The sequence below is a fragment of the Actinoplanes sp. NPDC051475 genome (assembly GCF_040689425.1).
Classification (GTDB): Bacteria; Actinomycetota; Actinomycetes; order Mycobacteriales; family Micromonosporaceae; genus Actinoplanes.
In genome coordinates this window covers 222329-244639 of the sequence record NZ_JBFAZZ010000006.1, presented here as the reverse complement: position 1 = coordinate 244639, position 22311 = coordinate 222329, and the positions used below count along the sequence as shown (strand labels likewise).

General features: G+C 72.3%; 17 protein-coding genes. 15 read left to right on the top strand and 2 right to left on the bottom strand.

What is annotated here, in order from left to right; genetic code table 11:
- Positions 1–114: 114 nt before the first annotated feature.
- The 3 genes from glgX to treZ are packed head-to-tail and all read left to right on the top strand — an operon-like array spanning position 115 to position 6241.
- A complete protein-coding gene (gene glgX / locus AB0368_RS15015) occupies positions 115–2226 on the top strand; it encodes a glycogen debranching protein GlgX (RefSeq protein ID WP_366154419.1) in 2112 nt (703 codons plus the stop codon).
- The gene (gene treY / locus AB0368_RS15010; RefSeq protein WP_366154418.1) at positions 2226–4505 is read left to right on the top strand and encodes a malto-oligosyltrehalose synthase; all 2280 of its coding nucleotides are present in this window, start codon (positions 2226–2228) and stop codon (positions 4503–4505) included. The genes glgX and treY overlap by 1 nt, the downstream gene beginning before the upstream one ends.
- Before the next feature lie 2 nt (positions 4506–4507).
- Positions 4508–6241 carry a malto-oligosyltrehalose trehalohydrolase gene (gene treZ, locus AB0368_RS15005; RefSeq protein WP_366154417.1) on the top strand — a complete coding sequence of 578 codons (1734 nt, stop codon included), beginning with the start codon at positions 4508–4510 and terminating at the stop codon, positions 6239–6241.
- On the opposite strand, the gene AB0368_RS15000 is transcribed toward treZ, so the two are convergent.
- The gene (locus AB0368_RS15000; protein WP_366154415.1) at positions 6242–6991 is read right to left on the bottom strand and encodes a hypothetical protein; all 750 of its coding nucleotides are present in this window, start codon (positions 6989–6991) and stop codon (positions 6242–6244) included.
- A 50-nt stretch (positions 6992–7041) separates the two neighbouring features.
- On the opposite strand from AB0368_RS15000, the gene yidD reads away from it, so the two are divergent.
- The 5 genes from yidD (at position 7042) to AB0368_RS14975 (ending at position 12878) form a co-directional block, all read left to right on the top strand.
- The gene (gene yidD, locus AB0368_RS14995) at positions 7042–7416 is read left to right on the top strand and encodes a membrane protein insertion efficiency factor YidD (protein WP_366154414.1); all 375 of its coding nucleotides are present in this window, start codon (positions 7042–7044) and stop codon (positions 7414–7416) included.
- 54 nt (positions 7417–7470) lie between these two features.
- On the top strand, positions 7471–8589 hold the full coding sequence (locus AB0368_RS14990; RefSeq protein WP_366154413.1) for a transporter substrate-binding domain-containing protein: 1119 nt from the start codon (positions 7471–7473) through the stop codon (positions 8587–8589).
- 5 nt (positions 8590–8594) lie between these two features.
- Positions 8595–9608, top strand: coding sequence for a hypothetical protein (locus AB0368_RS14985; protein WP_366154589.1), 1014 nt, complete (start codon positions 8595–8597; stop codon positions 9606–9608).
- Positions 9609–9702: 94 nt separating this feature from the next.
- Positions 9703–10425: a protein phosphatase 2C domain-containing protein gene (locus AB0368_RS14980; protein WP_366154412.1), complete on the top strand. Its 723-nt coding sequence runs from the start codon at positions 9703–9705 to the stop codon at positions 10423–10425.
- 125 nt (positions 10426–10550) lie between these two features.
- Entirely contained in the window at positions 10551–12878 is a 2328-nt protein-coding gene (locus AB0368_RS14975) for an EAL domain-containing protein (protein ID WP_366154588.1), read from the top strand.
- Here the strand turns inward: AB0368_RS14975 and hrpB are convergent.
- Positions 12875–15343 (bottom strand): ATP-dependent helicase HrpB, encoded by a 2469-nt coding sequence (gene hrpB, locus AB0368_RS14970; protein ID WP_366154587.1) that lies wholly within the window; start codon positions 15341–15343, stop codon positions 12875–12877. The two genes, AB0368_RS14975 and hrpB, sit on opposite strands and share 4 nt — an antisense overlap.
- Positions 15344–15420: 77 nt before the next feature.
- On the opposite strand from hrpB, the gene uraD reads away from it, so the two are divergent.
- The 7 genes from uraD (at position 15421) to alc (ending at position 22304) form a co-directional block, all read left to right on the top strand.
- Positions 15421–15921 carry a 2-oxo-4-hydroxy-4-carboxy-5-ureidoimidazoline decarboxylase gene (gene uraD / locus AB0368_RS14965; protein ID WP_366154411.1) on the top strand — a complete coding sequence of 167 codons (501 nt, stop codon included), beginning with the start codon at positions 15421–15423 and terminating at the stop codon, positions 15919–15921.
- A complete protein-coding gene (uraH, locus tag AB0368_RS14960; protein ID WP_366154410.1) occupies positions 15908–16264 on the top strand; it encodes a hydroxyisourate hydrolase in 357 nt (118 codons plus the stop codon). The genes uraD and uraH overlap by 14 nt, the downstream gene beginning before the upstream one ends.
- 3 nt (positions 16265–16267) lie before the next feature.
- Positions 16268–17128 (top strand): factor-independent urate hydroxylase, encoded by an 861-nt coding sequence (pucL, locus tag AB0368_RS14955; RefSeq protein ID WP_366154409.1) that lies wholly within the window; start codon positions 16268–16270, stop codon positions 17126–17128.
- A 91-nt stretch (positions 17129–17219) separates the two neighbouring features.
- Positions 17220–18767, top strand: coding sequence for a malate synthase A (aceB, locus tag AB0368_RS14950; protein WP_366154408.1), 1548 nt, complete (start codon positions 17220–17222; stop codon positions 18765–18767).
- A 2-nt stretch (positions 18768–18769) separates the two neighbouring features.
- The gene (locus AB0368_RS14945) at positions 18770–19924 is read left to right on the top strand and encodes an aldolase/citrate lyase family protein (RefSeq protein ID WP_366154407.1); all 1155 of its coding nucleotides are present in this window, start codon (positions 18770–18772) and stop codon (positions 19922–19924) included.
- 62 nt (positions 19925–19986) lie between these two features.
- Positions 19987–21303 carry an allantoinase AllB gene (allB, locus tag AB0368_RS14940; protein WP_366154406.1) on the top strand — a complete coding sequence of 439 codons (1317 nt, stop codon included), beginning with the start codon at positions 19987–19989 and terminating at the stop codon, positions 21301–21303.
- Positions 21303–22304 (top strand): allantoicase, encoded by a 1002-nt coding sequence (gene alc / locus AB0368_RS14935; protein WP_366154405.1) that lies wholly within the window; start codon positions 21303–21305, stop codon positions 22302–22304. Before allB ends, alc begins: the two co-directional genes overlap by 1 nt.
- Positions 22305–22311: the final 7 nt, after the last annotated feature.

Sequence of the window (22311 nt, the reverse complement as noted above, 5' to 3'; positions counted from 1 at the left end):
ATGACCGCTGACGCGGCGCACAGGATTGAACCCCCGCTCGGATGGGCACACGAGCCCCGCCCGCGGGGTCACTCCTCGTGACCGCGGGCATCGACGGTCGAGGGGGAGCAGCACATGCAGGTGTGGCCGGGACACCGGTATCCACTGGGCGCGACGTACGACGGCACGGGCACCAACTTCGCGATCTTCTCGGAGGTCGCCGAGGCCGTGGAGCTGTGTCTCTTCGACGCGTCGGGCAACGAGCGCAAGGTGCAGCTGCACGAGCAGGACGCTTTCGTCTGGCACGCGTACCTGCCGGGAGTGGAGCCGGGCCAGCGGTACGGCTATCGGGTGTACGGGCCCTACGACCCGTCGCGCGGTCTGCGGTGCAACCCGCACAAGCTGCTGCTGGACCCCTACGCCCGGGCGGTGGACTCGGACATCGACTGGCACCCGAGCCTGTACGCGTACGACTTCGACAACCCCGATCAGATGTCCGATCTGGACTCGGCGTCGCACATGGCCAAGGGCGTGGTCGTCAACCCGTACTTCGACTGGGGCAACGACCGGCGCCCGGACATCCCGTACCACCACTCGGTGATCTACGAGTCGCACGTGAAGGGCCTGACCGAGCGCCACCCCGAAGTGCCCAAGGACATGCGGGGCACGTACGCGGCGATCGGCCACCCGGCGATCATCGAGCACCTCGCGAAGCTCGGGGTGACCGCGATCGAGCTGATGCCGGTGCACCAGTTCGTGCATGACAACCGCCTCGCCGACCTAGGGCTGCGGAACTACTGGGGCTACAACACCCTGGGGTTCTTCGCGCCGTACCACGGCTACTCGGCGATGGGCTCGCTCGGCCAGCAGACCCAGGAGTTCCGGGGCATGGTCAAGGCGCTGCACGCCGCCGGCATGGAGGTCATCCTCGACGTCGTCTACAACCACACGGCGGAGGGCAACCACCTCGGCCCGACGATGAGCCTCAAGGGCATCGACAACCGGACCTACTACCGGCTCGTCGACGACCAGCCCAATTTCTACATGGACTACACGGGTACGGGTAACAGCCTCAACGTGCGCAGCCCGCAGAGCCTCCAGCTGATCATGGACTCGCTGCGGTACTGGGTCACCGAGATGCACGTCGACGGCTTCCGTTTCGACCTCGCGTCCACCCTGGCCCGGGAGTTCTACGACGTCGACCGCCTCTCCACCTTCTTCGAGGTGGTCCAGCAGGACCCGGTGGTCGGGCAGGTCAAGCTCATCGCCGAGCCCTGGGACGTCGGCCCCGGCGGCTACCAGGTCGGCAACTTCCCGCCGAACTGGACGGAGTGGAACGGCAAGTACCGCGACACCGTGCGCGACTTCTGGCGCGGCGAGCCGGCCACCCTCGCCGAGTTCGCCAGCCGGATCACCGGCTCGGCCGACCTGTACCAGGACGACGGCCGCAAGCCGTTCCACTCGATCAACTTCGTCACCGCGCACGACGGCTTCACGCTCAACGACATGGTCTCGTACAACGACAAGCACAACGAGGCCAACGGCGAGGAGAACCGCGACGGCGAGAGCCACAACCGCTCGTGGAACTGCGGCACCGAGGGCCCGACCGACGACAAGGCCGTCCTGGCCCTGCGCGCCAAGCAGCGGCGCAACTTCCTCGCCACGCTGATGCTCAGCCAGGGCGTGCCGATGATCTCGCACGGCGACGAGCTCGGCCGCACCCAGCAGGGCAACAACAACGCGTACTGCCAGGACAACGAGCTCAGCTGGATCGACTGGGAGAACGCCGACGAGACGCTGATGGAGTTCACCCGGAAGCTGACCGCGTTCCGTCACCGCCACCAGGTGTTCCAGCGGCGCCGGTTCTTCACCGGCCTGCCGGTCACCGCCCGCGGCGGCGGCGACCCGCTGCCGGACCTGGAGTGGTTCACTCCGGACGGCCGGCCGATGGCGGGCGACGACTGGGGCAACGACTTCGGCCGCGCGGTCGCCCTCTTCGTCAACGGCGAGGGCATCCGCGAACGGGGCCAGTACGGCCAGCGCCACGTCGACAGCTCGTTCCTGCTGTTCTTCAACGCCCACGACGCGCCGATCGAGTTCGCCACCCCGCCCCCCGAGTACGGCGAGAAGTGGGAAAAGGTCATCGAGACGGCGGAACGGTCGCCCGACCGCCCGGACGTGGTGGAGGCAGGCTCCAAGATCATCGTGCCGGACCGCTCGCTCATCGTGTTGGACAGGACGGTTTGATGCCCCCCAAAGGCGTTCCTTCAGGTACCTATCGCGTCCAGATCCGCCCGGACTTCGGCTTCAAGCCCACCGCCGAGCTCGCTGACTATCTGGCCGACCTCGGTGTCAGCCACCTCTACACCGCGCCGATCCTCACCGCCGTCCCCGGCTCCGAGCACGGCTACGACGTCGTGGACCACACCCGGGTCAGCCCGGCCCTCGGCGGCGAGGAGGGCCGGCTCGCGCTCAAGGCCGCCCTGGACGCGGCCGGGCTGGGGCTGGTCGTCGACATCGTGCCCAACCACGCCGGGGTGGCCGTGCCCGCCGCCAATCCGACGTGGTGGGACGTGCTGAAGAACGGGGAGCAGTCGGCGTACGCGAGCTTCTACGACGTGGACTGGTCCCGCGGGAAGCTGCTGATCCCGGTGCTGGCCGACGAGCCGGATGCGCTCGACGACCTGCGCGTCGAGGACGGCGAGCTGCACTACTTCGACAAGCGCTACCCGATCGCCGACGGCACCGGCGAGGGCACCGCCCGTGAGGTGCACGACCGGCAGCACTACGAGCTCGTCAACTGGAGGCGCGGCGACAAGGAGCTCACCTACCGCCGGTTCTTCGCCATCGTCGACCTGGCCGGGCTGCGCGTCGAGGACCCGGAGGTCTTCGAGGCCACCCACCGCGAGATCCTGCGCTGGTACGCCGAGGGCGCGGTCCAGGGCCTGCGCGTTGACCACCCGGACGGCCTGCACGACCCGGGAGAGTACCTGCGCCGGCTGCACGAGGCGGCGCCGGACGCCTGGCTCGTCGTGGAGAAGATCCTCGAGCCGGGCGAGGAATTGCCGGACTGGCCGATCGCGGGCACGACCGGCTACGACGCGCTCGCCGAGGTCTGCGGCGTCTTCGTCGACACCACCACCGAGCGGTTCTTCGACACCCTGGACCATCACCTGACCGGCGGTGAGAAGAGCTGGCAGGACCAGGTTCACGAGACCAAGTACCACCTCGCGACCACGCAGCTCGCCGCCGAGCTCGCCCGGATGAGCCGGCTGGTCCCCGACATCGAGGGCGCGGCCCAGGCCCTCGCCGAGTTGGCCGCCTGCTTCCCGGTCTACCGCTCGTACCTGCCGTTCGGGTCCCGCCACCTGGCCAAGGCGCGGTCGGAGGCGGGCCGGCGCCGGCCCGGGCTGATCCCGGCCCTGGACCAGCTCACCGCGCGGCTGCGGAACCCGGCCGAGGAACTGGCTGTGCGCTTCCAGCAGTACACCGGCGCGGTGATGGCCAAGGGCGTGGAGGACACCGCGTTCTACCGGTGGACCCGCTTCACCGCCCGCAACGAGGTCGGCAACGACCCCTCGAAGTTCGGCGTGAACCTCGACGAGTTCCACGACACCACGGCGGAGCGCCAGCGTCGGTGGCCGGCGGGCATGACGTCGCTGTCCACCCACGACACCAAGCGCAGCGAAGACGTCCGGGCCCGGCTCGCCGTCCTGTCCGAGCTGCCCGGCGACTGGACCGAGGTGGTGCGCCGCTGGGTACGCGTCGCCCCGCTGCCCGATCCGGCGCTCGCCCACCTCATCTGGCAGGCCGCGGTCGGTGCCTGGCCGATCGAGCGGGAGCGGCTGCACGCCTACGCGTTGAAGGCGGCCCGCGAGAGCGGCGCCGGCACCACCTGGACCCAGCCGAACGAGAAGTTCGAGTCGGCGCTCCGGGCGATGGTCGACAAGATCTACGACGATCCCGCCCTGCACAGCGAGGTCGGCGACTTCGTTCGCTCGATCACGGCGCCGGGCTGGTCCAACTCGCTGTCGCAGAAGATGGTGCAGCTCACGATGCCCGGCGTGCCGGACGTCTACCAGGGCACCGAGCTGTGGGACTACTCGCTGGTCGACCCCGACAACCGTCGACCGGTGGACTTCGGCCTGCGCCGGGAGCTGCTGGCCCGCATCGACGACGGCTGGCAGCCGCCGGTCGACGAGAGCGGCGCGGCCAAGCTGCTGGTCACCAGCCGGACCCTGCGCCTGCGCCGGCAGCGCCCGGAGCTGTTCCGCGACTACCGGCCGGTGTTCGCCGACGGCCGGGTCGCCGAGCACGTGATCGCCTTCGACCGCGGCGGGGTGGTCGCGGTGGCGACGCGCCTGCCGGTGGGATTGTCACGCCACGGCGGCTGGCACGACACCACGCTGACACTCGACGGCCACACCTGGACGGAAGCCTTCACGAACACCAGCTACGGCGGGAACCGCCTGGCCGTGGCCGATCTGCTGCACACGTACCCCGTCGCTCTGCTGGTGAAAGAGTAACCATGACCCTGTTCGAGGTGTGGGTTCCCGAGAAGACCGTCAAGCTGCGGATCGACGGGGCCGACCGGGACATGGAACGCGACGACGACGGCTGGTGGCGCCTCGACGTGCCCGGGGCCGGACCCGGCACCGACTATGCGTACGTTTTGCCGGATCACGACAGCCCGCTTCCGGACCCGCGGTCGAGGTGGCAGCCTGAGGGCGTGCACGGCCTCAGCCGGGTGTACGACCACGCGGCCTTCTCCTGGACGGACGGCGCCTGGACCGGGCGCCAGCTCCCGGGCTCCGTCCTGTACGAGCTGCACGTCGGCACCTTCACCCCCGCAGGCACCTTCGACGCTGCCATCGAGCGCCTCGACCACCTCGTGGAGCTCGGCGTCGACCTGGTGGAGCTGCTGCCCGTCAACGCCTTCAACGGCGAGCACAACTGGGGCTACGACGGCGTCTGCTGGTATGCGCCGCACGAGGCGTACGGCGGCCCCGACGGGCTCAAGCGCTTCGTCGACGCGGCCCACGCCAAGGGGCTCGGCGTGGTGCTCGACGTGGTCTACAACCACTTCGGACCCAGCGGCGCCTACGCGCCCATGTTCGCGCCGTACCTCAGCGCGGCCGGCGCCAACCCGTGGGGCGCCTCCGTCAACCTCGACGGCCCGCTCTCCGACGAGGTACGCCGCTACGTGATCGACAGCGTCCTGGGCTGGCTGCGCGACTACCACGTCGACGGCCTGCGCCTGGACGCCGTGCACGCCCTGGTCGACCACAACGCGATCCACCTGCTCGAGCAGATGGCGACCGAAGTCGAGAGCCTGTCGACGCACCTGGGCCGCCCGCTGTCGCTGATCGCCGAGTCCGACCTCAACGACCCCACCCTGATCACCCCGCGGGAGGCCGGCGGGAGCGGGCTGCACGCCCAGTGGGACGACGACGTGCACCACGCCCTGCACGCGCTGCTCACCGGGGAACGGCAGGGCTACTACGGCGACTTCGGCTCGCTCGAATGCCTGGAGACGGTGCTGACCGGCGCCTTCTTCCACGCGAACACGTGGTCGAGCTTCCGCCGGCGTCACCACGGTCGGCCGGTGGACCGCAACCGGGTCCCGGGGCACCGCTTCGTCGCGTACCTGCAGAACCATGACCAGATCGGCAACCGGGCGATCGGCGACCGGCTCTCGGCGACCCTGTCGCCGGGCCTGCTGAAGGTCGGCGCGACGCTGCTGCTGACCTCGCCCTTCACCCCCATGCTGTTCATGGGTGAGGAATGGGCGGCCAGCAACCCGTGGCAGTTCTTCACCAGCCACCCCGAACCGGAGCTGGCGGCGGCGGTGCAGGACGGCCGGCGGCGCGAGTTCGCCTCGCACGGATGGGCCGAGGCCGAGGTGCCCGACCCGCAGGACCCGGCGACCTTCGAACGCTCCAAGCTCGACTGGTCCGAGCGCGAGAAGCCGGGCCACGCCGAGATGCTCGACCTGCACAAACGGTTGATCGCCCTGCGCCGCGAGCACGCCGACCTGTCCGACCCGCACCTCGACCGGGTAGAGGTATGGCACGGCGACCACTTCGTCGTGACGCGCCGCGGCCGGTGCGTGGTGGCGGCCAACCTGGCCTCGGTGCCGCAGACGGTGAGCTTGCGCTCGGTGCCCAGCAAGGTGCTGCTCGCTACCGAGCCCGGCGTGGTCCTGCAGCGCGACCGGGTGGAGCTGCCGGCGGAGACCGCGGTGGTGATGTTCGCGCGTTGATCAGCGATGCGTGTTGGTGCGCGTCGCCGCCGCCGGGTTCGGTGCGGCGGGGCGCGCCCCACGCCAGCGCTGACCCACCCGGTAGGCGAAGGCCCGCGAGCCGTGGATGAGCCCGGTCGGGTGCAGGTCGGCCCGGACGTTGCGGACCGGGTCGAACGCCAGCGCCGCGTCCGCGGCCGCCGGTAGCACCCGGCCGAAGCGCACCCGGCCGACGAGCCTGGTCCCGCCGGCACCGTCGGCGGCTCCGAGCATCAGTCGCGCGCCGTCGTCGGCTGAGGCCGCGGTGACCGATTCGAGGGTACGGCCCAGAGCGCGGCCGTCGAGGTCCGGCAGTAAGGAGAGGTGGATCTTCGCGTCGGCGCCCGTGCGATAAGGGCATATCGTCCCGTACAGGCTGTCGAAGCTTCGTCGGGGCACGGGTATGTGCCGCAGCCACCGTCCTCGCCCGGCCGTCGAGAAGAGCAGGTCGGTCCGGTGACCGGCGACCGGCCCGTGCACCCGTATCGCCACCCCGAGCACGTCCGGGTAGGTGGGCGGGGTGCCGGCGCCCTTGGAGATGCGGAGGGTCACCGGGTGGCGGCCGGGGCGGTCGAGCAGGGCCGCGCCGGTCGGCGTGCCCAGACCCCAGACCTCCAGCTCGCCGGTGAATGACCGGCCGTCCGGATGCAGGAAACGACGGGTGCGGGAGCGTGCGACCCGCACCCCGGCGGCGATCACGCCGGCCGCCAGAAGGGCACGTCCGAGTCTCATTGCCGCGGGGTACCCGGGAGATGTCGCGCTCATGCCTCACCATGGTCGGCATGTGGGGCGGCAAACAGCGGCGGAAGCGCAAGGGTAGGGCGAGCGATGCCTGCGACTGTGACTGCGATGTCTGTGACATCCTGGCATGCGACTTCGGCCTGCTCAGCACGATTTTGCTGGCCTTCGCCCGGTTCGGCGGCAGGGGTGCGGCGGCCGGCTCCGGAAGCGCCCGGGCGGTGACGGCGGCGATCCGGGGCTACCGCCGGGTGTCGCCCCGGCTGCCGACCCGCTGCCGCTTCACGCCGACGTGCAGCGCGTACGGGTTGGAGGCGGTGCAGCGCTACGGCACCCGCCGAGGGCTGATCATGACGGCCGGGCGGTTGCGCCGCTGCCGGCCGGGTGTCGCGTACGGGACCGCCGACCCCGTTCCGTGACTTTGATCAGGCACGATGGTCGCGCCGCGACGGAACGGGAGTGTTGTGTCGACGATGGACGGGGAGCGGACGCCGGTCCGCAAGGTGGTGGTGCGCCGGCCGCCGAGGCAGCGCGGGGTGCCCCGGCCGGGTGCCCGCGAGAGGCGTGGCGAGCGCGCAATGGCGGGACTCCGCCGCACTTTCGCGCGCCCGAGCGAGATGGTCAAGCCCTGGGGCGCCTCGCTGGCACCGTGGCGGCTCGCCGCCCTGGGCGTGGTGCTCATCGTCGTGCTGGCCTTCTCCTGGGTGTCGCTGTTCCACGTCGGGCCACCGTCGGTGGAGGACCTGCGCCGGGCGGCCGGTGTCGACGAGTGGCGCACGCTGCCGATCGGCGTCAAGGACGACCAGCCGGGCATCGCCTACCACGATCAGGAAAGCGGCAGTTGGAGCGGGTTCGACATCGACATCGCGTACATGATCGCCGAGGATCTGGGTTTCCGCCGCGACGACGTGCGCTTCTACAGCATCGAGAGCGAGGACCGGGCCCGTATGGAGGGCACCGACCAGAACCGCAACCCGGTGCCGGTGAAGATGGTCATCGCGAGCTACAGCATCACCCAGAAGCGGGAGGAGATGCCCAACGTCATGTTCTCCTCCTCCTACCTGCACACCGAGCAGTCCGTCATCACCCTGCGCGGGCATGAGAAGGTGGCGAGCCTCGAGGAGTTCAAGGACAAGAAGGTCTGCACGTTGTCCGCCTCGACCAGCGCGGTGATCGCGTCCGCTTCGGGCGCCAAATTGATCGGGCGCAACCGGGTGTCCGAGTGTTTCGATGCGTTGGACCACAATCTGGTCCAGGCGGTCAGCACCGATGCGGCGATCCTAGCCGGCTATAAAGCGAAATTTCCGGATCGATATGACCACTGGGACCTCGGAGATGACCAGACGGAGGCGTGGGGTGTCAATGTGGGCGACAACGAGGCGTTGCGGGACCTCGTCGACCTGACCTTCTACCGCTCGTACACCGATCCCAAGGACTCGCGCTGGGAGCTCGCCTACCAGAACAACATCGCGCCGGAGGTCCGCGCCAACATCGAGCCCGGCAATACTCCGGTCCCGCTGGCCGGTGCCCAGCAGCCGCTCGCCCGCCGGCCCCCCGTGCGTGAGCTGCCGTGGGAGGAGCTCACCTCGTGACCGCGATGCTGACCTACGAGCGCCGGCCGCGGTTGCGGCGGGCCCAGCTGAACTGGCTGCTCACCGCGCTGCCCGCCTTTCCCCTGGTGCTGCTCGTGCTTCGGCTCTGGTACCTGAGCCGGCAGGACCTGCCCACGATGCTGCTGCTGGTGCAGTACGTCAGCCCGCTCGGCATGATCAGCGCCCTGATCATCACCCTGATCTGGACCGTGCCCGCGGTGGTGCTGGTGCTGCGGACGCTCGGCGGCATCCTGCTGGTGAGCACCCCCGACGGGGACGAGGCGGCGCGCCGCTCGCTGCTCGCGCTCACGGCGCTGCGCATGCCCGACTGGGTCGTGCTGCTCGCGGTCGCGCTGGCCGGCTTCACCTGGCAGATGCGGATGCTGCCGACGTTGCTGATGCTCGTGGTCGCGATCCTCGGGCTCACGGCGGTGCACCGCTATCCGACCGAGCACCGCATGCTCGTCGTGGTCACGCTGGTGATCCCCGTCCTGCTCGGCCTGCTCGAGCTGGTCTGGCTCCGGCCCGGCATCCGCGTCGCATGGTCCGCCGGCGAGACCGGCACCGCGGTGCTGCTGGTGGCGCCGCCGCTGCTGGGCTGGTTGCTCACCGGCCCGGTTCCGGCCCGCGCCGCCCGGCTGGCGACGCACTGGCCGGCGGTCGCCGGGGCGTTGATCGCACCCTTCATCGTCGGCGTGGTGTTCCTGCGCGCGCCCGTTCTGCCCGACAGTGCGGTCGAGGTGCGCGACGGGAGTGCGCCGATCCGGGTGATCCGCGGTCAGCTCATCACCGTCGACGACACGGCCACCACGATCCTGCAGCGCGGCGGCGAGGTCGTGTTCGTCCCCAACGGGCAGGTGCTGTCCAAGACCCTCTGCGCCGAGCCGGTACGCACCCAGCACAGCCGGATCACAGTGCGCGGGTGGGCGGTCGACGAGTCCGCGCTGGAGTGGGTCGCACCCACCCGGCGGGTGGCGGAGGTCGACCCGCGATGCCTCGGCCGGCCGCTCGATCCGTGACGGGTTGCCCTTTTCCGCAGTTCGCGAGCCATTGTCCCGGCGCGCCGCCGACCGCGTGCAGACAGGCTGGACCCGACCTGGCAGGCTGCACGCCATGACCTTGCACCTGCGGTGGGCGGCCGTCACCGATAAAGGCCACGTGCGAAGCAGCAATCAGGACTGCTACTACGCCGGTGACCGGTTGCTGGTCGTCGCCGACGGCATGGGTGGAATGGCCGCCGGAGACGTCGCCAGCCGTCTCGCCGTCGAGGCCATGGCGTCGCTGGACGTACCGATCGACAACGAGCAGCAGATGGACGCGCTGCACAAGGCGCTCGAGGTGGCGAACGGGCGGATCGCCGAGACCGTCGCGGGCGACGCCGCCCTGCAGGGCATGGGCACCACGCTGACCGCCGTCATCTTCTCCGCCGACCGGGCCGCCCTCGCGCACGTCGGCGACAGCCGCGCCTATCTGCTGCGCGACGGCCGGCTCAACCAGCTCACCAAGGACGACACGTACGTCCAGATGCTCGTCGATCAGGGGCTGATCCGGCCCGAGGAGGCGGGCAGCCACCCGCGGCGTGCGGTGGTGACCCAGGCGCTGCAGGGTGAACCGGTCAGCCCGTCGTACGTGATCGTCGAGCCCGAGCAGGGCGACCGCTGGCTGCTCTGCAGCGACGGCCTGACCACGGTGGTGCCCGCCGACGAGATCGAGGCCGAGCTGCTCGCGTGTGACGCGCCCCAGGTCTGCGCCGAGCGCCTGACCGACCTCGCGCTGCGCGGCGGAGGCCCGGACAACGTCACCGTGATTGTCGCGGATCTGACAGTCGAGGACTGACCGTCCGGGTTGTCCGGCGGCGCACGCTTCTTGCAGGTAGCCGCGGCTGCGGTACCTTACTCCGGTCGTACGGCGGTGTGGGTTCCCGCCGGTGACCGGTTCGTTCCAGGGCGCTGCGGGTGGTGATGACGACGGGACTGTCGGCACGGTTGCCCGTGACGCTGGTGCTCGTCGCCGTCGTCACGGCCGTCGGCGCGTGGGCCGTCCCCGAGGGCGCCGGGCAGCGGCTCTACGACGACACCACCCAGTTCGCGGCCGGCGCGATCGCCGCATTTGCCTGCTTCCATGCGGCCCGGAGCCACGCCGGCGTCCGGGTCCTGTGGCGGGTGCTGCTCGGCGTCGCCCTGACGACGTGGGCGCTGGTGCGGCTCTGGTGGATGATCCGCGACCTCGTCGGGCCCGCCGGGGTCCCCGCTGTCACGGTCGCCGGCCTGGCCCTGCTGACCCTGCCGCTCCTGACGTTCGTGGCGCTGGTCGCCGGCTCCATGGCCCTGCCGCGGCCGGTGCAGGCGTCGCTGCGGCGCGACCGCACGGTGCTGGTCATCGACAGCGTACTGATCACCGGGTCGCTGCTTGCGATGGTGTGGTCGGCGCTGCCCGGCCGGCTCTTCTACGACGCCGGGCGCGACCCGTGGGCGGTCGCGGTGGCGGCCGCGTACCCGGTCGTCGACCTGGTGCTGGTCGTGATGGGCGTCCTGCTGCTGATCACCCGCCCCTCGTCGCGGGCGGCCCTGACGCCGCTGCGGCTCATGGTGTGCGCCATGCTCGCCCTCGGCTGCTCGGACACCCTGCGCCTGCTGCATCCGGACGGCGGCGTGTTTGCCTCGTTCGTGTCGGCCGGATACCTGGTCGGGCCGGCGCTGCTCGGGCTCGCCGCGGTGAGCAACCGGGGGCAGGGCGACCCCCGGCCGCTGGACCGGGTGGACCGGGACTGGCTGCACCTGCTGCTGCCGTACGTGCCCGTCGTGGCCACCGGCGTCTTCATCGCGGTGCGCACCGGCAGCGGCGGGCAGCTGACGGCGTACGAGGCGTATCTCGGCTGGCTGGTGCTCGGCCTGGTGGTGGCGCGGCAGATGTTCACCATCGTGGACAACACCGTGCTGCTGGCGCGGGTCTCCGAGGGCCAGCAGGAGTTGCACCACCTCGCGTACCACGATCCGCTGACCGGGCTGGCCAACCGCGCGCTGTTCCAGGAGCGGCTGGTGCTCGCGCTGGATGCGTACCGTTATCGCCGGGTGCCGGTGGCCCTGCTCTTCGCCGACCTCGACGACTTCAAGCTGATCAACGACGGCTTCGGCCACGCCATGGGCGACCGGCTGCTGCGCATCGTCGGCGACCGGCTGCGCGCCGCCGTCGGCCCCGGTGATCTGGTGGCCCGGCTCGGCGGCGACGAGTTCGCGGTCCTGCTGGAGCGGCGGGGACCCGAGACGGAGGAGACCGGCCACCGGATCCTGGCGGCGCTGCGCGAGCCGTACGTGATCGACGGCCACACGGTCGCGGTCAGCGCCAGCCTCGGCCTGGTGCTGCCGGAGCCGGAGGACCGGGAGCTCTCCGCGGACGTGCTGCTGCGCCGGGCGGACGCGGCGATGTACGTCAGCAAGCGCCGCGGCAAGAACGCCATGGCGCGCTACTCCGCGGGGGCCGACGGCGGGCCCAACGCCGACCTGCCGCACCTGCTGGCCCGGGCCATCGGGGCGCCGGCCGAGTTCGGCTTCGAGACCTACTACCAGCCGATCGTCCGCTTCTCCGACGGCGCCGTCGTGGCGGTGGAGGCGCTGGCCCGGTGGACCGATCCGATCGCCGGGCCGGTGGATCCCGAGGTGTTCGTGACGGTCGCCGAGCGCACCGGGCAGGTCGCGGCCATCGACGACTTCGTGCTCGACCGGGCCTGTGCGGACGCGGCGGCGCTGGCCAACGCGTACGGCCGCCCGATCGACGTGCACGTCAACGTGTCGGCCGCGCGGCTCGGGCAGCACGGGCTCGAGGAGGCGGTGCTGCGGGCGTTGGAGCGGCACTCCGTACGCGCATCGCGTCTCGTCGTGGAGATCACCGAGACCCGCCGGATCCCGGAGCTGCCGCCCGCCGTCGAGGTGCTGCACCGGCTGCGGCAGCACGGCGTACGGGTGGCCCTCGACGACTTCGGCAGCGGCTACAACGCGCTGGCCCAGCTGCACTCGCTGCCGGTGGACATCGTGAAGCTGGACTCGACACTGACCGATGTGGACGTCGCCCCCGAGCGGGCGGGCGCGCTGTGCCGCTCGGTGCTGCGCATCTGCGCCGAGCTCGGCGTGGCCGTGGTGGCCGAGGGCGTCGAGACCCCGGCCCGGGCCCGGGCGCTGGTGGACCTGGGCTGCGACCTCGGCCAGGGATACCTGTTCGGCCAGCCGGCGCCGGCCCGCAGCCTGACCACGATCCCCACGCAGCCCGGCCCCGGAATGATGATCGCGCCCTAGGGTCTGCGCCGGTTGGTGTGCCGGGTCGGCGCGGCGGCGGCCGGGTCCTCGGGCCACGGGTGGCGGGGATAGCGGCCGCGCATCTCGGCGCGCACCTGCGGGTAGGCGTTGACCCAGAAGGACGCCAGGTCGCTGGTGACGGCGAGCGGGCGGCCGGCGGGGGAGAGCAGGTGCAGCACGACCGGCACCCGGCCGCCCGCCAGTCGCGGGGTGTCGTGCCAGCCGAAGGTCTCCTGCAACTTCACCGCCAGCACCGGGGCGGCCGGATCGGTGTAGTCGACGCGGATCGCCGAGCCGCTCGGCACCGGCAGCCGCTCCGGCGCCATCTCGTCCAGGCGGCCTGCGACCTCCCACGGCAGCAACCGCCGCAGCGCCGTCGACACGTCGATCCGGGCCAGGTCGGCGCGGCGGCGGGCCCGGCCCAGGTCGATCCAGTCGCGGCCGGCCAGCGCCGCGTCCGACACGTCGGGCCACGGCCCGCCGAGCGTCGCGTGCAGGAAGGTCAGCCGCTGCCGCAGCGCCGTCGCCGCCGGGGACCAGGTGAGCAGGCCGAGTCCTTCGCGGCGCAGGCCCTCGAGCAGGGCGGCGTGCACCAGCGCCGGATCCGGGTCGTCGATCCGGCGCTCCGCCAGGGTGATCGCGCCCAGCCGCTCGACCCGCCGGGCGACCACGTCGCCGTCGATCCAGCCGATCTCCGTCGCGGTCGCGACGAGGGTCTCCGCCGCCGCCCGGGCGGTCGTCTCGTCCAGCGGGGCCGCGCTCCGGATGCGCGCGGTCCGGGCGCCCGGCGTGCGGTCCGCGTCGGCCACGGCCAGCCAGGTCGTTCCGGCCAGGCCGCTGCCGCCGGTCAGCTCCGCGGCGGTCCCACCGGCCATCAGGTACGCCGGGGAGCCGGGTTCCCGCGCCCGGGCCACCCGTTCCGGGTACGCGAGCCCGACGACGAGTCCCGCCGCCAGGTCGTCGCCGAGGCGCGCGCCGCCGGACCGGGCCGGTTGCCGGTCGAGGGCCGCGGTGAGCCGGCGTACCTCCGCGATCCAGGCCCCGTCGGACTCCGACCGCGCCCGGCGCCACGCCGCGACCACGTCGTCCCCGGTCCGGCCGGCGTCGAGCAGCGCGACGATCTCGGCCGTGCGCCGGGCCCCGGCCAGCGGTGCGCCGTCGAGCAGCGCCCGGGCCAGGCGCGGGTGCAGCCCGGCGTCGGCCAGACTGCGCCCGCGTGCGGTCACCCGGCCGTCGTCCCCGGTGGCGCCCAGCGCCCGCAGGGTGCTCATCGCCGCCTGCAGTGCCCCTGGGGGCGGCGCGTCCGGCAGCGCCAGGCCGGTGGCGTCCGGGTGCCCCCACAGCGCGAGGTCGAGCGCGAACCCGGTCAGGTCGGCCGCCGCCACCTCGGGCTCGGGCTGGGCGGGCAGCCGCTCGTGCTGGGCCTCGGACCAGCAGCGGTACACCCGCCCGGGCGCCTCCCGGCCCGCCCGGCCCGCGCGCTGCACCGCCGCCGCCCGCGACACCGCCACCGTGACCAGGGCGCCCAGCCCGCGGGCGTGGTCCATCCGGGGCACCCGGCTCAGCCCGGCGTCGACCACCGCCCGTACACCCGGAACCGTGAGGCTGCTCTCCGCGACCGCCGTGGCCAGCACCACCCGCCGCTGCGCCGCCGGGCGCAGCGCGGCGTCCTGAATGGAGCCCGGCTGCCGGCCGTGCAGCGGCACCACCGTGGCAGCGGCGTCGCGCAGCCGAGCCGCCACCGTCTCGATCTCGCGGGCCCCCGGCAGGAACACGAGCACGTCGCCGTCGCCGTCGGCCAGCGCCCGGCGAACCGTCGCGGCGACATGATCGAGCAGCCGCGGATCGACGCGCAGCCCGTGCGACGGCTTGACGGGCTGCGGAGGCGGGCACCAGAGCACCTCGACCGGGTGCAGCGCATCCCCGGCCGTCACCACCGGCACGTCGCCGAGCAGGTCCGCGAAGCGCTGGGCCTCGGCGGTCGCGGAGGTCGCCAGCACGTGCAGGTCGGGTCGCAGGGCGGCACGCACCTCGACGAGGAAGGCCAGGGCGAGATCGGAGTCCAGGTGGCGCTCGTGGCACTCGTCCAGGACCACCACGGCCGTGCCGGCCAGCTCCTGGTCCCGCTGGAGCCGCCGGACCAGGACCCCGGTGGTAACCACCTCGATGCGCGTACGCGCGGACACCCGGCGGTCGCCGCGCACGGTGTAGCCGACCCGCTCGCCCACCTCCTCGCCGAGCAGCGCGGCCATCCGCCGGGCCGCCGCCCGCGCCGCCACCCGGCGGGGTTCCGCGACGACCACCCGGCTGTGACCCTCCGGGGCGAGCGCGAGCGGCACGACGGTGGTCTTGCCGGTCCCGGGCGGCGCCACCAGCACCGCCGCACCGTGCGCCGCCAGCGCGGCGGTCACGTCCGGCAGGGCCGGCCGGATCGGCAGGTCCGGGAGGGCGGCGGCGGAGATCAGCACCGGCCCAGTCTCGCGTACGCGATGTGGTGTGTTGAACACACCCGCGGCACCCTCGGGACTGGTTGACTGATCGGGTGAAGGCGTTCAATTCGCTGCCCGCCGACGACCTGCGGGCGACCCTGCTCGCGGCGTGTGCCGTACCGGCGTGGGCCGAGGCCGTCGCGGCCGGGCGGCCGTACCCGTCGCGGGCGGCCCTGCTCTCCGCGGCGGATGCGGCCGCGCGTGAGTTGAGCTGGGAGCAGGTCTGTCAGGGGCTGTCGGCGCACCCGCGCATCGGTGACCGGGCGGAGGGCGACTCCCGGGAGGCGGCCTGGTCCCGCCGCGAGCAGTCCACGGCGGCCGGGGGCACGGACGAGCGGGTCCGGAGCGAGCTGGTCGAGGCCAACCGGGCGTACGAGGACAGGTTCGGCCGCGTCTTCCTCATCTTCGCCAGCGGCCGCACCCAGGAGGAGATCCTGGCCGCGGCCCGCGAACGCCTCGGCAACGACGAGGAGACCGAACGGACGATCGTCGCCGGGGAGCTGCGCAAGATCGCCCTGCTCCGGCTGGAGAGGGTGCTCGATGGGCTCGAATGAGCGGTTCGAGGCGGAGTCCTCCACGCGGATCTCCACCCACGTCCTGGACACGGTCACCGGCGAGCCGGCCCGCGACGTGTACGTACGCCTGGAACGCCGCGACGCGGACGGGTGGCGGCTGATCACCGAGGGGCGTACGGACGACGACGGCCGGCTCAAGCATGCGCTGGACGACCGGCAGGCCGGCGGCTACCGCCTGGTGTTCTCCGTGGAGCCGTACCTGGGCGGGGACGCGTTCTTCCCGGAGATCACCATCGCCTTCCACATCCACGACCCCGAGCGGGACTACCACGTGCCGCTGTTGCTGAGCCGATACGGCTACACCACCTACCGAGGGAGCTGACGCGTGGCGATCGTGCTGGGACCGAACCGATACGGCAAGGCGGAGACCCGGCTCGTGCACCTCACGCGCGGCGGCGACACGCACGGGCTGACCGACCTCAACGTGAGCGTCGCGCTCTCCGGTGACCTGTCGGCGACCCATCTGACCGGCGACAACGCCGGCGTCCTGCCCACCGACACGATGAAGAACACCGTGTACGCGTTCGCCCGCGAGCACGGCGTCGGCGAGCCCGAGGCGTTCGCCCTGCGGCTGGGCCGGCACTTTGTTGCCACGCAGGCACAGATCGTCACCGCCCGGGTGAGCATCGAGTCGTACGGCTGGGAGCGCCTCGGCCCGCACTCGTTCCGGCGCAAGGGCGACTTCACGCGGCTCTGCACGGTGACGGTGGGGGAGGGCTTCCAGCAGGTCGTGTCCGGGCTCAAGGATTTCGTGGTGCTCAACTCCACCGCTTCGGAGTTCCACGGCTTCCCGCGCGACCGCTACACGACGCTGCCGGAGACCACGGACCGCATCCTCGCCACCGCCGTCGACGCCCGCTGGCGGCATCTCTCGGACACCACGGCGTGGGGCGAGTCGTTCGAGAAGGCCAAGGACGCGCTCGTCAACGCGTTCGTCAACACGTACAGCTACTCGCTGCAGCAGACCCTGTTCTCCATGGGCTCCCGGGTGCTGGACAGCCGGCCCGAGATCGCCGAGATCCGCCTCGCGCTGCCCAACAAGCATCACTACCTGGTCGACCTGTCGCCCTTCGACCTCGAGAACCCGGGTGAGGTGTTCATCGCCGGCGATCGGCCGTACGGGCTCATCGAGGGCACGGTGACCCGCGACGACGTGCCGGCGGCCGACGCGGAGTGGTACCTCTGAAGCGCAAATGCGAGGTTGTCCACAGCCCGGGGCGCGGCCGGGTCCGGACCGATACGGTACGGGGAGCCATCTGTGAAGGGAGTCGCCGCCCGTGACCGAGATCCTCTCCGACGAGGCCGTGGCGTTCGTCGCCGACCTGAACCGCCGGTTCCGCCCGCGCCGCAACGAGCTGCTGGCCCGGCGTGCCGAGCGTCGTGCCGAGATCGCCGCCGGCGGCAGCCTCGGGTTCCTGCCGGAGACCGCCGAGATCCGTGCCGGTGACTGGACGGTGCCGCCCGCGCCCGCCGACCTGACCGACCGCCGGGTCGAGATCACCGGGCCGACCGAGCGCAAGATGACGATCAACGCGCTCAACTCCGGCGCCAAGGTCTGGCTCGCCGACCTGGAGGACGCGAACACCCCGCACTGGGCCAACGTCGTCGCCGGCCAGGAGAACCTCTACGACGCGATCCGCCGCACGATCCGGCTCGAGACCGACAAGAAGACATACGAGCTGGGCGAGGGCCCCTACCCGACGATCGTCATGCGCCCCCGCGGCTGGCACCTCGACGAGCGGCACCTGCCGGTCGACGGCGAGCCGGCCGTCGGCGCCCTCGTCGACTTCGGGCTGTACTTCTTCCACAACGCCGCCGAGCTCATCGCGCGCGGCAGCGGGCCGTATTTCTATCTGCCCAAGATGGAGTCGCACCACGAGGCGGCGCTCTGGAACGACGTCTTCACCCACGCGCAGCAGGCCCTCGGCATCCCGGAGGGCACCATCCGCGCGACGGTGCTGATCGAGACCATCCCGGCCGCCTTCGAGATGGACGAGATCCTCTGGGCCTTGCGCCCGCACATCTCCGGCCTCAACGCCGGCCGCTGGGACTACCTGTTCAGCATCATCAAGTATTTCCGCGACAACGCCGGCATGGTGCTGCCCGACCGCGCCTCGGTGACGATGACCGCGCCGTTCATGCGGGCGTACACGGAGCTGCTGGTCTCGACCTGCCACCACCGGGGCGCGTTCGCGATGGGCGGCATGGCCGCCTTCATCCCGAGCCGGCGTGATCCGGCCGTCAACGAGGTCGCCCTCGCCAAGGTCCGCGAGGACAAGGAGCGCGAGGCGGGCGACGGCTTCGACGGCTCGTGGGTGGCCCACCCCGACCTCGTGCCGGTGTGCCGCGAGATCTTCGACCGGGTGCTGGGCGACCGGCCCAACCAGCTCGGCAAGCTGCGCGACGACGTCGACGTCGAGGCGGCCCAGCTGCTCGACGTGGCCGCCACCGGCGGCGCCGTCACCGAGGCGGGCCTGCGGTCCAACGTCTCGGTCGCCCTGCAGTATCTGGAGGCCTGGCTGCGCGGCAACGGCGCTGTCGCCATCTTCAACCTCATGGAGGACGCGGCCACCGCCGAGATCTCCCGCTCGCAGGTGTGGCAGTGGATTCACAACGGCGTCCGGCTCGACGACGGCACCCCGATCACGGCGGACCTCGTCGGCCGCATCGAGGACGAGGAGCTGGCGAAGATCCGCGAGGCCCTCGGCGACCAGGCGTGGGCGTCGAGCCGCTTCGACGACGCCCGCAAGCTGTTCGAGCGGGTGGCGCTCGCCGACGACTTCGCCGACTTCCTCACCACGGCCGCCTACGACTCGATCGACTGACCGTGCGGCTCCGCGACGACGACTACGCCGCGATCGACGACCGGCTCGCCGTCCACGACGCGTTCCTCGCCGCCCGTTATCCCGGCGAGCGTCCCGGGCGGCAGCCGGTGCACACGGTCTACATCCCCGCCGACCGGATCACCGGATTCCGGGAGTGGGGGGCGCAGGCGCTAGCCGTGCTCGACGAGCATCCGCCGCTGCCGTTCCCGGCCGCGCTCGCCGACCGGGTCCGGGCCAAGCTCGTTGCGGAGCCCATCGAGGACCTGCGCATCGACTTCGAGGACGGGTACGGCGTCCGCGGCGACGACGTGGAGGACGCCGCGGTGAAACAGGCCGCCGCGGTGCTGCTCGACGGCCCCCGCCCGCCGTTCGTGGGGATCCGGGTCAAGTCGCTGGAGGCGCCCACCCGGCGCCGGGCGCTGCGCACCCTCGATCTGTGGCTGTCGCTGTTCCCGGAGCCGTTCGTCATCACCGTGCCGAAGGTCAGCGGCCCGGACCAGGTCGAGGCGGCGGTCGCGCTCTGCGAACGGCTGGAGGCGGCGTACGGCCTGGCGGCCGGCAGCCTGCGCTTCGAGATCCAGATCGAGCTCCCGTCGGCGGTCCTCGGCGCGGACGGCACCGCCACCGTGGCCCGGCTCATCACGGCCGCGGCGGGGCGTTGCGTGGGCCTGCACTACGGCACGTACGACTACAGCGCCGCGGCCGGGGTGGCCGCCGCGTACCAGGCGATGGACCACCCGGTGGCCGACTACGCGAAGGCCGTGATGCAGGCCGCGGCCGCCGGCACCGGGGTGCGCCTCTCCGACGGCTCCACCAACATCCTGCCGGTGGGCACCGGCGTGGCGGTCCACGACGCGTGGGCGCTGCACCACCGGCTCGTTCGCCGCTCCCTGGAACGCGGCTTCTACCAGGGCTGGGACCTGCACCCCGCGCAGCTCCCGACCCGTTTCGCGGCCACGTACGCCTTCTTCGCCGACGGCATGGACGCGGCGATGACCCGCCTCCGCCGCTACCTGGACCGCCAGGCCGGCGGCATCCTCGACGAGCCCGCGACGGCCCGCGCCCTGGCCGGCTACCTCCTGCGCGGCCTCGACTGCGGTGCCCTGCCGCCGGAGACGGTCGGCTTCACGCGGGAGGAGTTGCTGACGATCGCGTGACGTTCCGGGGCGGCTTAGCGTGACGTAGCCGCCCGGCGACGCTGGACGGTTAGGCTCGCTTCATGGTCGACCTCGTGCTGCGATCCCGCCGCGCCGTCACCCCCGACGGTGAACGGCCCGCCGCCGTCTCGGTCAGCGGCGGCCGGATCGTGGCCGTCGGCGGCTACGACGCGCCGGCCGGCGCCGCCGGGGAGGTCGATCTCGGGGACCTGGCGCTGCTGCCGGGTCTGGTCGACACGCACGTGCACGTCAACGAGCCCGGCCGCACGGAGTGGGAGGGCTTCGCCACCGCCACCCGGGCCGCCGCGGCCGGCGGGGTCACCGCCATCGTGGACATGCCGCTGAACAGCCTGCCGCCGACCGTGACCGCCGAGGCACTCCGGATCAAGCAGGCCGCCGCCGCCGGACAGATCCAGGTGGACGTGGGGTTCTGGGGCGGGGCGATCCCCGGCAACGCCGCCGAGCTGCCTGGGCTGCACGCCGCCGGGGTGTTCGGTTTCAAGGCCTTCCTCGCCGACTCCGGCGTGCCCGAATTCCCGCCGCTGAACCCCGGGCAGCTGGCCGAGGCTCTCGCGGCCGTCGACGGCGCCCTGTTCGTGATCCACGCCGAGGATCCCGATCATCTGCACGCGGCCGTGCCGTCCCCGGCGTACGCGGACTTCCTCGCCTCCCGGCCGCCCGAGGCCGAGCATGCCGCGGTGGCCACCGCCGTCGAGGCGGCCCGGGCCGCCGGGGCCCGGGTCCACATCCTGCACCTGTCCGCGGCGAGCGCTCTGCCGCTCATCGCCGCCGCGCGGGCGGACGGGCTTCGGGTGACCGCCGAGACGTGCCCGCACTACCTGACCCTCGACGCGGCGGAGATCCCGGCCGGCGCCACCGAGTTCAAGTGCTGCCCGCCGATCCGCGACTCCGCCAACCGCGACCGGCTGTGGGCGGCGCTCGCCGAGGGGCTCATCACCTGCGTCGTCAGCGACCACTCGCCCTGCACGCCCGATCTCAAGCGCCGGGACACCGGTGACTTCGCGGCCGCGTGGGGCGGCATCGCCTCCGTCCAGCTCGGGCTGCCGGTCATCTGGACGGCGGCGCGCGAGCGGGGTTACGGCCTCGCCGACGTCGTCGACTGGATGGCGCGGCGACCCGCCGACCTCGTCGGGCTCACCGGCAAGGGCCGCATCGCCGTCGGCGCCGACGCCGACCTCGTCGCCTTCGACCCGGACGAGACGTTCGTCGTCGATCCCGGGCTCCTGCACCACCGAAACCCCGTCACGCCGTACGCGGGAAAGACCCTGACCGGGGTGGTCCGCACGACCTGGCTCCGCGGCCGGACGGTGACCGGCGCGGCACCGCACGGCCGCTTCCTCATCCGAGAGGTCTCCTGATGGAAGAGTTCACGCTCCTGCCCGACCTGGCGTCGCGCACGTTCGGCGGCGGGGTGGTCCACGCCAACGACGAGTTCTTCGCCGCGGCCGACCATCTCGTCGAGCCGGCCACGCCGGTCTTCGCGCCGAAGACGTTCGGGCAGAAGGGCCAGGTGTACGACGGCTGGGAGACCCGGCGCCGCCGCGAGCCCGGACACGACACGGCGATCATCCGGCTGGGCGCTCCCGGGGTGGTGCACGGCATCGACATCGACACCGCGTTCTTCACCGGCAACTACCCGCCGCACGCCTCGGTCGAGGGGTGCTCGTTCGACTTCCATCCGGACGCGGCCCAGCTCGCCGAGGCGGAGTGGGTGCCGCTGGTGCGGCGGTCGCCGCTCGCCGGGGACAGCCAGAACCTGTTCGCCGTCGACTCCCGCCAGCGATTCACCCACGTACGCCTCAACATCTACCCGGACGGCGGCGTGGCGCGCCTGCGGGTGCACGGCGAGGTGGTGCCGGACCCGCGCCTGCTGCCGAGCGTCTTCGACGTGGCCGCCGCCGAGCACGGCGCCCGCATCGCCAGCTGCAGCAACATGTTCTACGGCCACCCCCAGAACCTGATCAACCCGGGCCTCGCCCGCTCGATGGGCGACGGCTGGGAGACGTCGCGCCGCCGCGACGACGGCAACGACTGGGTGCTGGTCCAGCTCGCCGCGCCGGCCGTGGTCGAGCTGGCCGAGCTGGACACCAGCCACTTCAAGGGCAACGCGCCCGGCAGCGCGACCCTGCGCGGCATCGACACGCGCACCGGCCTGCTCGACGACCCGGACGACTGGTTCGAGCTGCTGCCGCAGGTCCGGCTGAGCCCGGACACCCGGCACCGCTTTCCGATCGCCGTGGTGCCGGTCGCCACCCACGTGCGGTTGGACATCTTCCCGGACGGTGGCATGGCGCGGCTGCACCTGTACGGCCGGCCCGACGGGGCGGCGCTGCGCGCCCGCTACGAAGCCGTCACCTGATCCGCCT

Bases quoted from the DNA above. Each gene is read 5' to 3' on its own strand.
- AB0368_RS14980 (WP_366154412.1), top strand. From the start codon at position 9,703: ATGACCTTGCACCTGCGGTGGGCGGCCGTCACCGATAAAGGCCACGTG.
- uraH (WP_366154410.1), top strand. From the start codon at position 15,908: ATGGGCTCGAATGAGCGGTTCGAGGCGGAGTCCTCCACGCGGATCTCC.
- treY (WP_366154418.1), top strand. From the start codon at position 2,226: ATGCCCCCCAAAGGCGTTCCTTCAGGTACCTATCGCGTCCAGATCCGC.
- AB0368_RS14990 (WP_366154413.1), top strand. From the start codon at position 7,471: ATGGACGGGGAGCGGACGCCGGTCCGCAAGGTGGTGGTGCGCCGGCCG.
- AB0368_RS14985 (WP_366154589.1), top strand. From the start codon at position 8,595: ATGCTGACCTACGAGCGCCGGCCGCGGTTGCGGCGGGCCCAGCTGAAC.
- allB (WP_366154406.1), top strand. From the start codon at position 19,987: ATGGTCGACCTCGTGCTGCGATCCCGCCGCGCCGTCACCCCCGACGGT.
- yidD (WP_366154414.1), top strand. From the start codon at position 7,042: ATGTGGGGCGGCAAACAGCGGCGGAAGCGCAAGGGTAGGGCGAGCGAT.
- treZ (WP_366154417.1), top strand. From the start codon at position 4,508: ATGACCCTGTTCGAGGTGTGGGTTCCCGAGAAGACCGTCAAGCTGCGG.
- AB0368_RS15000 (WP_366154415.1), bottom strand. From the start codon at position 6,991: ATGAGACTCGGACGTGCCCTTCTGGCGGCCGGCGTGATCGCCGCCGGG.
- glgX (WP_366154419.1), top strand. From the start codon at position 115: ATGCAGGTGTGGCCGGGACACCGGTATCCACTGGGCGCGACGTACGAC.
- AB0368_RS14975 (WP_366154588.1), top strand. From the start codon at position 10,551: ATGACGACGGGACTGTCGGCACGGTTGCCCGTGACGCTGGTGCTCGTC.
- alc (WP_366154405.1), top strand. From the start codon at position 21,303: ATGGAAGAGTTCACGCTCCTGCCCGACCTGGCGTCGCGCACGTTCGGC.